The following is a 12,236-nucleotide window of genomic DNA, read 5'->3' as shown; positions in this document are numbered from 1 at the left end:
TTCGCGCATGCTGCACCTGCGACTGATCACCCCGGCCGACAAGACCGACGCGGTGGCCCGCCTGATCGAGAGGACCGTCGGCACCACGCATCTCGTGGTGGTGCCGGGCGCGGCCCGCGACCCCAAGGGTGACGTCGTGATGTGCGACGTCGCCCGGGAGGCCGGCGACGAGCTGATCAGCGGGCTGCGCGGCCTCCATATCGACACGACGGGCTCGATCGCCGTCGAGAACATCGACCTGTCGCTGTCGAGGCTGGCCGACAGGGCGGAGGACGAGGCGCCGGGCGAGGGCGCGGACGCGGTCCTGTGGGAGCAGTTGACGGACGCGACGCACGAGGAGTCGACGCTCAACGTCACCTACGTGGCGTTCCTGGCCGTCGCGACGATGCTCGCGGCGTGCGGTGTGATGTTGGACAACGCGATCCTGATCGTCGGCGCGATGGCCGTCGGCCCCGAGTTCGGGCCGCTCGCCGGGATCTCCACGGCGCTGGTGCAGCGCGCTCCGCGCCTGGTGTGGCGATCGCTGTGGGCGCTGCTGGCGGGATTCGCCGCCGCGATGGTGCTCACGGCCGGATTCAGCTGGCTGCTCGACCTGTTCGGCCTGTTCACGCGCTCGATGGTCGAGGCGGACCGGCCGAACACGTCGTTCATCTGGAAGCCGGACTGGATGTCGTTCGTCGTGGCGTTCCTCGCGGGCATCGCCGGGACGCTGTCCCTCACGTCGGCGAAGTCGGGCGCCCTGATCGGCGTCGCCATCTCGGTGACGACGGTCCCGGCCGCGGCGAACGCGGCGGTGGCGTTCGCGTACAGCGACTACGGCCAGACGTGGGGCTCGGCCGGCCAGCTCCTCGCGAACCTCGGCGGCATCGTCCTGGCCGGCACGCTCACCCTGCTCGCCCAGAAATGGTTCTGGGCGAAGCAGCGCAAGCGTGCCACTCCTGCCGCCGGACCGGCGCAGCCGACGAACGAACTGCCTTAGCCCAGCGTGGACTTGACGACATCGGCGAGGCGCCCGGCGACCGAGCGGGCCTGCTCGATGTCGGCGGCCTCGACCATGACGCGGACCAGCGGCTCCGTGCCGGACGAACGCAGCAGCACCCGGCCCGTCGCGCCCAGCTCGCGCTCGGCGTCGGTGACGGCGGCGGCCAGCTCGGCGGACGTCGTGACACGGGACTTGTCGACGTCGCGCACATTGACCAGGACCTGCGGGAGGCGCTCCATGACGGAGGCGAGGTCCTTCAGGGTGCGGCCGGTCTGGGCGACGCGGGCCGCGAGCAGCAGACCCGTGAGCGTGCCGTCGCCGGTCGTCGCGTGGTCGAGGATGATCACGTGCCCGGACTGCTCGCCACCGAGCGCGTAGCCGTGCTCCTTCATCGACTCCAGGACATACCGGTCGCCGACGGCGGTCGCCACGAACTGGATGCCCTCGCGCTCCATGGCCAGCTTGAAGCCGAGGTTCGACATGACGGTCGCGACAACGGTGTCCTGGCGCAGGCCGCCGTGCTCCCGCATCGACAGGGCGAGCACGGCGAGGATCTGGTCCCCGTCGATCTCGGCGCCCGTGTGGTCGACGGCCAGGCAGCGGTCGGCGTCACCGTCGTGCGCGATGCCGAGGTCGGCGCCGTGCTCGACGACGGCGGCCTTGAGCAGGTCGAGGTGGGTGGAGCCACAGCCGTCATTGATGTTCAGGCCGTCCGGGTCGGCGCCGATCGTGACGATCTCGGCACCGGCCTGCGTGAACGCCTCGGGAGAGACCTTGGCCGCCGCGCCGTGCGCCTCGTCCAGGACGATCCGCAGGCCGTCGAGGCGGTTGGGCAGCACACCGATGAGGTGCGCGACGTACTGGTCGAAACCCGCGTCGTACGAGTTCACACGGCCGACGCCGGCACCGGTCGGGCGGTCCCACGGCGCACCGGTGCGGTGCTGCTCGTAGACCTGCTCGATCCGGTCCTCCAGCTCGTCGGCGAGCTTGTGGCCGCCGCGCTCGAAGAACTTGATGCCGTTGTCCGGCATCGCGTTGTGACTGGCGGACAGCATCACGCCGAGGTCGGCGCCCAGCGCGCCGGTGAGATGCGCCACCGCGGGGGTGGGCAGCACGCCGACCCGCAGGACGTCGACGCCCGCGCTCGCCAGACCCGCGACGACCGCGGCCTCGAGGAACTCGCCCGAGGCCCGCGGGTCACGACCGACCACGGCCACCGGACGGTGCCCCTCGAACGTCCCCGCCTCGCCGAGTACATGAGCCGCCGCCACGGAGAGTCCGAGCGCGAGCTCGGCCGTCAGATCCGCGTTGGCGACACCTCGTACGCCGTCCGTGCCGAACAGTCGTCCCACTGGTGTCCTCCGAACTTTCGCAATTCTCGAAGAAGCGTCGGAAATCATCCGAGCATGCAAACTTGTGAGCACCTTGTGCCGTTATACGCCCAGCGCCGCTATAGACGAACGCCCCGGCGGCACACAGCGTGCCGCCGGGGCGAACGAAACGAACGAGCAGCAGCGATTTAGCGCTTGCTGTACTGCGGGGCCTTACGGGCCTTCTTGAGACCGGCCTTCTTGCGCTCGACCGCACGGTCGTCACGCTTGAGGTAACCGGCCTTCTTGAGGGCGCCGCGGTTGTTGTCGACGTCGGCCTCGTTCAGCGCACGGGCGACACCGAGACGGAGCGCACCGGCCTGACCGGAGACGCCGCCACCCGAGATGCGGGCGATGACGTCGTAGCGGTTGTCGAGCTCGAGCACCTTGAAGGGCTCGTTGACTTCCTGCTGGTGGACCTTGTTCGGGAAGTAGTCCTCGAGCGTGCGCCCGTTGACCTTCCACTTGCCGGTGCCGGGCACGATGCGGACGCGCGCGATGGCGTTCTTGCGACGGCCCAGGCCGGCGGCCGGCTGCGGCTCGCCGAAGCGCGCGGCGTTCGACTCCGAGGTGTACTCGCCCTCGACGGGGACCTCGGACTCGGTGGTGTACTGCTCGACGTCGACAATCTCGGTCTCTTCGACCGGCTGCTCAACGGTGGTCTCGGCCACGATTCTCCTCAGATTCTTTTTCGTCTTTGGGGGTGGCCGGAACTACTGCGCGACCTGGGTGATCTCGAACGGCACCGGCTGCTGGGCAGCGTGGGGGTGCTGGTCGCCCGAGTAGACCTTCAGCTTCGAGAGCACCTGACGGCCCAGGGTGTTCTTGGGGATCATGCCCTTGATGGCCTTCTCGACGGCCTTCTCGGGGTTCTTGTCCAGCAGCTCGTCGTAACGAACCGAACGCAGACCGCCCGGGTAACCGGAGTGGCGGTACGCCATCTTCTGGGTCTTCTTGTTGCCGGAGAGGTGCACCTTGTCCGCGTTGATGATGATGACGAAGTCACCAGCGTCGACGTGGGGGGCGTAGATCGGCTTGTGCTTGCCCCGCAGGATGTTCGCGGCAGTGGTCGCCAGACGACCCAGGACGACATCCTGGGCGTCAATGACGTACCACTGGCGAGTGATGTCGCCGGGCTTGGGGCTGTACGTACGCACTTAGCAGCCTTCTTCTTCAGTGGATGGGTGCTGAAAATGGCATCACTGAAGCGATCGTGCAGCTGGGGACGACAGTGCCGGGTTCAGCGCCCGTATGCCGCCCACTGGTAACTGCTCCAGGGAACCTGTGCATAGCCCCTCACGTGAGAATGAGAAAGCCAATACACATAACGAACCGCAGGATACCCGCGCTTCCCCGTACGGGTCAAAACACGGCCCTGGACACCGGCACCGCCGGATCCGCCGCACTGGGCGGCCCTGCCGTCTACCAGGGTAACCGCACGTCGCCGCAGGCAGCGCCGTACGAGCGTGACCCCCGGCACACGGCAGGCGCACACAAGGCACACACAAGACCGGCCAGACCCTGCGCACACCCTTCCCCACCGCGCCGCAGCACCCCCTGCGCGTCGGTCTAAGATGCGCCCCATGAGCTTTGGGCAGGGGGGACCTCAGTGGGGTCCCGGGGGCAGTGGTGGTTCACAGGGACCGGACTGGGCGGCACTCGCCGAAGCGTCCGAGGCACGCCAGCGGCGCCGCCGCTGGCTGATGATCGGCGGTGGCGCGCTCGCCACGGTCGCCGTCGGCTCGGCCGTCGCGTTCGCGATCGTCTCCGCCAACGGCAACAGCTCGGCCTCGAACAAGCCCGCCGACCAGCTGCCCACGACCGCGGACATCCCGAGCGACACGACGCCGGCGGACCCGACGTTCGCCGAGACCACGCCGCCGCCCCCGCTCGACCCCAAGGACTTCATCTCCAGCGCCAAGAAGGACAAGGCCCCGCTCAGCGCGGACACCCTCTTCCCCGGCACCAAGCTGACGGTGAGCGACCGCGTCTACAAGAAGGGCGCGACCGCCGGCACGAAGAGCTGCGCCTCGGCCACCCAGGGCGCGCTCGGCGGCGTCCTGACGGGCAACGACTGCACGCGCCTGATCCGCGCCACCTACGCGAAGGACGGCGTGGCGGTCACCGTCGGCGTCGCCGTCTTCGACACGGAGGCCCAGGCCACGAAGGCCAAGAACCAGTACACCAAGGGCACCGTGACCTCCCTGTCCGGCTCGGGTGTCCCCGCGTTCTGCCGTACGACGGTCTGCCGCTCGACCACCAACTCGTACGGCCGCTACGCGTACTTCACGACCGCCGGGTTCACCAGCGGCGGCCGGGACGTCACCACCAAGGACCGCGCGGTCTTCACCACCGGTGACGACCTCGCCGAGTTCACGTTCCGCCAGATCACCCGGCGCGGCGAGGCGCAGGCCTCGGCGGCGGCCGAGGCACCCCAGTAGGGGCTCAGCAGCACCCCGGTTCCGAGAAGGGCGCCCCCGGCAACGTCCGCCTGTTCCTCGCCTCCAGGCTGCGCGCCGCGAGCAACTCGTCGGCGGGGTAGCCGACTTCCTCCAGCGTCAGGCCGTGCGGCCGCACCACGTGCACCGCCGAGTCCCGCACACCGGCGGCAAGCACCTTCGCGGGCCAGTCCGGCGGCCGGTGCCCGTCACCGACGAACAGCATCGCGCCGACCAGCGAGCGCACCATGTTGTGGCAGAACGCGTCCGCCCGGACGGTCGCTTCGAGGATCCCGTCGGGTGACCGCTCCCAGCGCAGCTCCTGGAGCGTACGGATCGTCGTGGCGCCCTCCCGCCGCTTGCAGTACGCGGCGAAGTCGTGCTCCCCGAGCAGCTTCTCCGCAGCCGCGTTCATGGCGTCCATGTCCAACGCCCAGTCGTGCCACAGGACATGACTGCGCAACAGCGGATCGACGCCACCGGGGTTGTCGGTCACCCGGTACACATACCGCCGCCACACGGCGGCGAACCGCGCGTTGAACCCGCTCGGCGCCTCGGCCACCTTCCACACCCGCACATCGTGCGGCAGCCTCCCCGCGAGCCGGCGCAGCAGCTTGTCCTGGTGCTCGGCCCAGACGTCCTCCGGCAGATCGACATGCGCGACCTGCCCGCGCGCGTGCACCCCCGCGTCGGTCCGCCCGGCCACGGTCAGCTCGTACGTCTGCGCGGACCGGGTCACGGTCCTCAGCGCGTCCTCGATCTCACCCTGTACGGTCCGCCGGCCGCTGGCCTGCTTCGCCCACCCGGAGAAGTCCTTGCCGTCGTACGACACATCAAGCCGCACCCGCACGAACCCGGGCTCTACCTCGTCACTCACACACAGATCCTCTCAGGCGAAGGCAATACGAAAGCGGGCCCGCCCCGAAGGGCGGACCCGCTCACATCAAGGCAGAGCCTCAGGCGTCCTTCGACTCCTCAGCGGCCTCGACCGCTGCGGCGTCCTCGACGACCTCGGCGGCCGGAGCGGCAGCCTCGGCGTCCTTGGCGGCACGCTTGGTGGCGGCCTCGGCCTCACCAGTGGCCTGCTGCGCAACCGTCAGCGCCTCGACCAGCTCGATGACAGCCATGGGCGCGTTGTCGCCACGGCGGTTACCGATCTTGGTGATACGGGTGTAACCACCCGGACGGTTCTCGTAGCGCGGGGCGATCTCGGTGAAGAGCGTGTGGACGACGCTCTTGTCCGTGATGACCGTGAGCACCTGACGGCGGTTGTGAAGGTCGCCCTTCTTCGCCTTGGTGACCAGGCGCTCCGCGTACGGACGCAGACGACGGGCCTTGGCCTCGGTCGTCGTGATCTTGCCGTGCTCGAAGAGCGCCTTCGCGAGGTTCGCGAGAAGCTGCTTCTCGTGCGCAGCACTGCCGCCCAGACGGGCACCCTTGGCGGGCTTCGGCATGGTGTTTCTCCTAGGTGTCTGCCCCGGCCGTATCAGGTACCAGGGTCAGTATCCGAGCGGGCGGATGCCCGTCGGAGACCCGCGCCCCGTAAGGGGCGCGGGGAACTGCGCGACCAGCCGAAGCGGACCCGCAGCCGAAAATCCGGCGTCCTCGCGGAGCGCCTAGTACTGCTCGGTCTCCACGAAGCCGGCGTCCGCGTCGTCGTCGGCGCCGAAGGCGTCGGCGGCAGCGGTCGGGTCGAACCCGGGAGGCGAGTCCTTGAGCGCAAGACCCATGCCGGCCAGCTTCGCCTTGACCTCGTCGATCGACTTCGCACCGAAGTTGCGGATGTCGAGCAGGTCCGCCTCGGAGCGGGCGACGAGCTCACCCACGGAGTGGATGCCCTCGCGCTTGAGGCAGTTGTACGAACGGACGGTGAGCTCGAGCTCCTCGATCGGCAACGCCAGATCGGCGGCCAGGGCGGCGTCCGTGGGGGACGGGCCCATGTCGATGCCCTCGGCGTCGATGTTCAGCTCGCGGGCGAGACCGAACAGCTCCACCAGGGTCTTACCGGCCGACGCCATGGCGTCACGCGGACGCATGGCCTGCTTCGTCTCGACGTCGACGATCAGCTTGTCGAAGTCGGTGCGCTGCTCGACACGGGTCGCCTCGACCTTGTACGTGACCTTCAGGACCGGCGAGTAGATCGAGTCGACCGGGATGCGCCCGATCTCCTGACCGACCTGCTTGTTCTGAACGGCGGAGACGTAACCGCGACCGCGCTCGACGGTCAGCTCCATCTCCAGCTTGCCCTTGCCGTTGAGCGTGGCGAGGACGAGGTCGGGGTTGTGCACCTCGACACCGGCCGGGGGCGCGATGTCGGCAGCGGTGACCAGACCCGGGCCCTGCTTGCGCAGGTACATCACGACCGGCTCGTCGTGCTCCGAGGAGACGACCAGCTGCTTGATGTTCAGGATGAGGTCGGTGACGTCTTCCTTGACGCCCGGCACGGTGGTGAACTCGTGCAGGACACCGTCGATACGGATGCTGGTGACAGCAGCGCCGGGGATCGACGACAGGAGGGTGCGGCGAAGCGAGTTGCCGAGGGTGTAACCGAAGCCCGGCTCCAGCGGCTCGATGACGAACCGGGAGCGGAACTCGTCGACGACCTCTTCGGTCAGCGACGGGCGCTGAGCAATAAGCATGAAGGAATCCTTCAGTCAGGGGCACCCACTATTTGATGCCCTGATGCCACCGGGTGGTCGCCCGGTGTCGATGCAGTAACAAGGGTACGGGCGATACGGCCCCTAAGAGCCGTACCGCCCGAAAACCTCAGACCAAGCAGTCGTACGTCAGGTCAGACGCGGCGACGCTTGGGCGGACGGCAGCCGTTGTGCGGGGTCGGCGTGACGTCCTGGATCGAACCGACCTCGAGGCCCGTGGCCTGGAGGGAGCGGATCGCGGTCTCGCGGCCGGAGCCCGGGCCCTTGACGAAGACGTCAACCTTGCGCATGCCGTGCTCCTGGGCGCGACGCGCGGCCGACTCGGCGGCCATCTGCGCGGCGAACGGAGTGGACTTGCGCGAGCCCTTGAAGCCGACGTGGCCGGCGGAGGCCCAGGAGATCACGTTGCCGGTCGGGTCCGTGATGGACACGATCGTGTTGTTGAACGTGCTCTTGATGTGAGCGTGCCCGTGAGCGACGTTCTTCTTTTCCTTGCGGCGCACCTTCTTGGCAGCGCCCTGACGACCCTTGGGGGGCATCTATTACTCCTACGGGAGGTGGTCGGTCCTGCAGCGACAGCTGTCGATAGACCGCTGAGCGAGGACTACTTCTTGCCCGGCTTCTTCTTACCGGCGATGGCGCGACGCGGGCCCTTGCGGGTACGAGCGTTCGTGCTGGTGCGCTGACCACGGACGGGCAGGCCACGACGGTGGCGAAGACCCTGGTAGCAGCCGATCTCGACCTTGCGGCGGATGTCGGCCTGAATCTCGCGACGGAGGTCACCCTCGGTCTGGATGTTCGCGTCCACGTACTCGCGGATCTTGATCAGGTCCTCTTCGGACAGATCACGAACGCGGATGTTGCGGTCCACACCGGTGGCGTCCAGCGTCTGCTGGGACAGCGTGCGGCCAATGCCGAACACGTAGGTGAGGGCAACCTCTACGCGCTTGTCGCGCGGGAGGTCAACGCCTTCAAGGCGTGCCATTCAAGGCTCCTGTTGATTCTCGGAGGTCTTCAGCAGAACCGTTCCCAGGTGCCGTACGAGGTACATCCTGGGTCCCCGGCCTCCGACCGGGGGTGTCGCCCTCCATTACCGATGGATCTGAAGAGGGACGGGTCCTGCATGTGTGCTTACTTGCGTCGCGCGAAACTCTGCGAACTGCAGTAGTGCGTCAGCCCTGGCGCTGCTTGTGGCGCGGGTTGTCGCAGATAACCATGACCCGGCCGTGACGGCGGATCACCCTGCACTTGTCGCAGATCTTCTTGACGCTCGGCTTGACCTTCATTGGGTGAGGTTCTCCGGGTCAGTGCCACCACCCCGCGCGAGGCGGGGTGCGGGCAAGATCTACTTGTACCGGTAGACGATCCGGCCACGCGTCAGGTCGTACGGAGACAGCTCCACCACGACCCGGTCGTCAGGGAGGATGCGGATGTAGTGCATACGCATCTTGCCGCTGATGTGAGCCAGGACCTGGTGGCCGTTCTGGAGCTCCACCTTGAACATGGCGTTCGGGAGAGACTCGACGACAGTGCCTTCGATCTCGATGGCACCTTGCTTCTTGGCCACGCTTTGCCCTTCGAATCGACTACCTTGATCGACTCAACACATACATGCAGGCATGCGTGTGCACGAGAGCCGACGAGTCAGTCTACGTCAGGGCCCATGGAAAGACGAATCGGGGAAGTCTGCCCCACGCTCAAGATCATTATGCAAGAGGGTCCGGAGCAGCGATAACACCCAGCTCGGCCAGCTTCGCCTTGCCGCCATCGGGCGCCGTCAGGACCAGCGGGCCCTGTTCGGTCAGCGCGATGGAGTGCTCCCAGTGCGAGGACCAGGTGCCATCCGTGGTGATGACCGTCCAGTCGTCCTCGAGAACCTCGGTGCGCGGGGTACCGAGGGAGACCATCGGCTCGATCGCGAGGCAGAAACCGGGGACGAGCTTGGGGCCCTTGCCGCGGCGGCGCTCGACGTAGTTCAGGAGGTGCGGGTCCATGTGCATCTCGGTGCCGATGCCGTGGCCGCCGTAGTCCTCGACGATGCCGTACTTGCCGCCGCCCGGCTTCGGCTGGCGGCGGATGTAGGACTCGATGGCGCGGGAGATGTCGACGAGCCGGTTGCCGTTCTTCATCGCGGCGATGCCGGCCCACATCGACTCCTCGGTCACCCGCGAGAGCTCGATCAGCTCCGGAGCGTGGCCGGTCCCGACGAACGCGGTGTACGCGGCGTCGCCGTGCCAGCCGTCGATGATCGCGCCGCAGTCGATGGAGATGATGTCGCCGTCCTTGAGGACGGTCTTGTCGTCCGGGATGCCGTGGACAACGACCTCGTTGACCGAGGTGCAGATGGTCGCGGGGAAACCCCCGTAACCGAGGAAGTTCGACTTGGCCCCGTGTTCGTCGAGCACCTTGCGCGCCACCTCGTCCAGATCCCGGGTGGTGGCACCGGGCACCGCGGCCTCACGCGTCGCCGCGTGGATCGCGGCGACGACCAGCCCCGCCTCACGCATCTTGGCGATCTGCTCGGGGGTCTTGATCTGCACCATGGGGGCCTGCGCTCTCCGTCTTCCGTACTACGGGTTTACCTGGACAACACTACGGCCGCGGCGCCCTGTACGGGCACCGCGGCCGGAGCAGCGTAACGGTTTACTTGTCGCTCTTGAGGGCCTCCATGGCCCGCGCGGTCACCTCGTCGACCTTGCCGAGCGCCGAGATCGTCCGCACCAGGCCCTGGGCCCGGTAGTAGTCGATGATCGGCTCGGTCTGCGTGTGGTAGACCTCGAGCCGCTTGCGAACGGTGTCCTCGCTGTCGTCCTCGCGCTGGTACAGCTCGCCGCCGCAGACGTCACAGACGCCTTCCTGCTTCGGCTGCTTGTACGACACGTGGAAGACGTGCGCGGAGTCCTTGCGGCAGATGCGGCGGCCAGCGATGCGCTTGACCACCTCGTCCTCGGGGACCTCGAGGTCCAGGACCGCGTCGAGCTTCACTTCGTCCGCCTTGAGGGCGACGTCGAGCGCCTCGGCCTGCGAGACGTTGCGAGGGAAGCCGTCGAGCAGGAAGCCGTTCACGGCGTCCGGCTGCTCCATGCGGTCCTTGGCCATCCCGATGGTGACCTCGTCAGGAACCAGGTTGCCGGCGTCCATGTACGCCTTTGCCTGCTTGCCCAGCTCCGTGCCCTGGCTGATGTTGGCACGGAAGAGGTCGCCCGTGGAGATGTGCGGAATCGACAGGTTCTTGGCAAGGAACGCGGCCTGCGTTCCCTTGCCCGCACCGGGCGGCCCGACGAGGACGATACGCATCAGCGGAGGAACCCTTCGTAATTGCGCTGCTGAAGCTGGCTCTCGATCTGCTTCACCGTTTCCAGACCGACACCCACGATGATGAGGATGCTGGTCCCGCCGAACGGGAAGTTCTGGCTTGCCCCGAAGCCAACCAACGCCATCGTCGGTACGAGAGCGATCAGACCCAGATACAGCGAACCCGGCCACGTGATCCGGTTGAGTACGTAGCTCAGGTACTCAGCGGTCGGCCGGCCGGCCCGGATGCCCGGGATGAAGCCACCATACTTCTTCATGTTGTCCGCGACTTCCTCGGGGTTGAACGAGATCGCCACGTAGAAGAACGCGAAGAACACGATCAGAAGGAAGTACGAAACGATGTAATAGGGGTGATTTCCCTTGGTCAGATGGTCGTTGATCCAGGTCTTCCACCCGGAATTGCCTCCCGCGAACTGCGCGACGAGAGCCGGGATGTAGAGCAGCGACGAGGCGAAGATGACAGGGATCACACCCGCCTGATTGACCTTCAGCGGGATGTAGGTGGACGTACCGCCGTAAGACCGGCGACCGATCATGCGCTTCGCATATTGGACAGGAATGCGGCGCTGCGCCTGCTCGACGAACACCACCAGGCCGACCATCACGAGGCCCACCAGGATCACGGCGCCGAACTCGATCCAGCCGCCGGCGAGGTCACCGGTCGTCTTGATGGTCCACAGGGCGCTCGGGAAGGTGGCGGCGATCGAGATGAACATCAGGATCGACATGCCGTTGCCGATGCCGCGGTCGGTGATGAGCTCACCGAGCCACATGACGATGGCGGTACCGGCGGTCATCGTGATGACCATCGTGATCGTCACGAAGATCGACTGGTCCGGGACGATCTGGTTCGCGACGGGGCAGCCCTGGAAGAGGGCGCCGCTGCGAGCGGTCGCGACGAGGCCGGTGCCCTGGAGGATGGCGAGCGCCACGGTCAGGTAACGGGTGTACTGCGTGATCTTCGCCGTACCCGCCTGACCCTCCTTCTTCAGGGCCTCGAGCCGCGGGATCACGACAGTGAGCAGCTGCAGGATGATGCTCGCGGTGATGTACGGCATGATGCCGAGCGCGAAGATCGTGATCTGCAGGAGCGCGCCACCACTGAACATGTTGACGAGACCGAACAGCCCCTGCGTGCCTTTGTTCGCGTCCACGCATGTCTGGACGTTCGAGTAGCTGACTCCCGGGATCGGCACATGCGTACCGATGCGGTAGACCACGATGATGCCGAGCGTGAAGAGCAGCTTCTTGCGCAGGTCGGGCGTCTTGAACGCCCGGGCGAACGCGGTGAGCACGGTGCCTCCTGCGACCCCCGCGCACGTGCGTCAGAGGTGACGGTCTTGAGGTTCGATGAGTGAAGGAATGCGTAACAGTCAAGCACCGGGTGAAGATCCCTCAGACATGTCGTCTTCAGGACACACCGCCCGGCCCGGGGCGTCAGCCCCAGACGGATACAGCACAGTGCAGGCCACCA

The 12,236-nt window shown here is 67.1% G+C and carries 15 protein-coding genes; 2 read left to right on the top strand and 13 right to left on the bottom strand.

What is annotated here, in order from left to right:
- The first annotated feature begins 7 nt into the window (after positions 1–7).
- A complete protein-coding gene (locus ACY0PA_RS25415) occupies positions 8–979 on the top strand; it encodes a DUF389 domain-containing protein (RefSeq protein WP_473079951.1) in 972 nt (323 codons plus the stop codon).
- On the opposite strand, the gene glmM is transcribed toward ACY0PA_RS25415, so the two are convergent.
- From glmM to rplM, 3 genes are all read right to left on the bottom strand, one after another.
- Entirely contained in the window at positions 976–2,334 is a 1,359-nt protein-coding gene (gene glmM / locus ACY0PA_RS25410; RefSeq protein ID WP_473079950.1) for a phosphoglucosamine mutase, read from the bottom strand. The two genes, ACY0PA_RS25415 and glmM, sit on opposite strands and share 4 nt — an antisense overlap.
- A gap of 167 nt (positions 2,335–2,501) precedes the next feature.
- Complete coding sequence (gene rpsI, locus ACY0PA_RS25405) at positions 2,502–3,023, bottom strand: 30S ribosomal protein S9 (protein WP_473079949.1); 522 nt, start codon at positions 3,021–3,023, stop codon at positions 2,502–2,504.
- Between the two features lie 42 nt (positions 3,024–3,065).
- The gene (gene rplM, locus ACY0PA_RS25400) at positions 3,066–3,509 is read right to left on the bottom strand and encodes a 50S ribosomal protein L13 (protein WP_100594865.1); all 444 of its coding nucleotides are present in this window, start codon (positions 3,507–3,509) and stop codon (positions 3,066–3,068) included.
- 426 nt (positions 3,510–3,935) lie between these two features.
- Here rplM and ACY0PA_RS25395 point away from each other — a divergent pair, with 426 nt between their 5' ends.
- Complete coding sequence (locus ACY0PA_RS25395; protein ID WP_473079948.1) at positions 3,936–4,793, top strand: hypothetical protein; 858 nt, start codon at positions 3,936–3,938, stop codon at positions 4,791–4,793.
- Positions 4,794–4,797: 4 nt separating this feature from the next.
- On the opposite strand, the gene truA is transcribed toward ACY0PA_RS25395, so the two are convergent.
- The 10 genes from truA to secY all read right to left on the bottom strand — a co-directional run bounded on the left by truA (position 4,798) and on the right by secY (position 12,057).
- Entirely contained in the window at positions 4,798–5,667 is an 870-nt protein-coding gene (gene truA, locus ACY0PA_RS25390) for a tRNA pseudouridine(38-40) synthase TruA (RefSeq protein WP_473079947.1), read from the bottom strand.
- Positions 5,668–5,746: 79 nt separating this feature from the next.
- Positions 5,747–6,244, bottom strand: a complete 498-nt coding sequence (gene rplQ, locus ACY0PA_RS25385) for a 50S ribosomal protein L17 (RefSeq protein WP_356291513.1) — start codon at positions 6,242–6,244, stop codon at positions 5,747–5,749.
- Between the two features lie 162 nt (positions 6,245–6,406).
- Positions 6,407–7,429, bottom strand: a complete 1,023-nt coding sequence (locus tag ACY0PA_RS25380; RefSeq protein ID WP_003966937.1) for a DNA-directed RNA polymerase subunit alpha — start codon at positions 7,427–7,429, stop codon at positions 6,407–6,409.
- Positions 7,430–7,581: 152 nt separating this feature from the next.
- Entirely contained in the window at positions 7,582–7,986 is a 405-nt protein-coding gene (rpsK, locus tag ACY0PA_RS25375) for a 30S ribosomal protein S11 (protein ID WP_003948617.1), read from the bottom strand.
- Positions 7,987–8,051: 65 nt separating this feature from the next.
- Positions 8,052–8,432, bottom strand: coding sequence for a 30S ribosomal protein S13 (gene rpsM / locus ACY0PA_RS25370; protein ID WP_100594870.1), 381 nt, complete (start codon positions 8,430–8,432; stop codon positions 8,052–8,054).
- 187 nt (positions 8,433–8,619) lie between these two features.
- On the bottom strand, positions 8,620–8,733 hold the full coding sequence (gene rpmJ / locus ACY0PA_RS25365; protein WP_003974245.1) for a 50S ribosomal protein L36: 114 nt from the start codon (positions 8,731–8,733) through the stop codon (positions 8,620–8,622).
- 59 nt (positions 8,734–8,792) lie between these two features.
- Positions 8,793–9,014: a translation initiation factor IF-1 gene (gene infA / locus ACY0PA_RS25360; protein WP_003948620.1), complete on the bottom strand. Its 222-nt coding sequence runs from the start codon at positions 9,012–9,014 to the stop codon at positions 8,793–8,795.
- A gap of 139 nt (positions 9,015–9,153) precedes the next feature.
- Positions 9,154–9,990, bottom strand: coding sequence for a type I methionyl aminopeptidase (gene map / locus ACY0PA_RS25355; protein ID WP_473079946.1), 837 nt, complete (start codon positions 9,988–9,990; stop codon positions 9,154–9,156).
- Between the two features lie 100 nt (positions 9,991–10,090).
- A complete protein-coding gene (locus ACY0PA_RS25350) occupies positions 10,091–10,744 on the bottom strand; it encodes an adenylate kinase (protein ID WP_473079945.1) in 654 nt (217 codons plus the stop codon).
- The gene (gene secY, locus ACY0PA_RS25345; protein WP_454403423.1) at positions 10,744–12,057 is read right to left on the bottom strand and encodes a preprotein translocase subunit SecY; all 1,314 of its coding nucleotides are present in this window, start codon (positions 12,055–12,057) and stop codon (positions 10,744–10,746) included. Before secY ends, ACY0PA_RS25350 begins: the two co-directional genes overlap by 1 nt.
- Positions 12,058–12,236 lie beyond the last annotated feature (179 nt).

Source organism: Streptomyces sp. DS1-CR2 (assembly GCF_055760475.1).
Note: the sequence above shows the minus strand (reverse complement) of the source record. Positions and strands in the feature narration are given on the sequence as shown.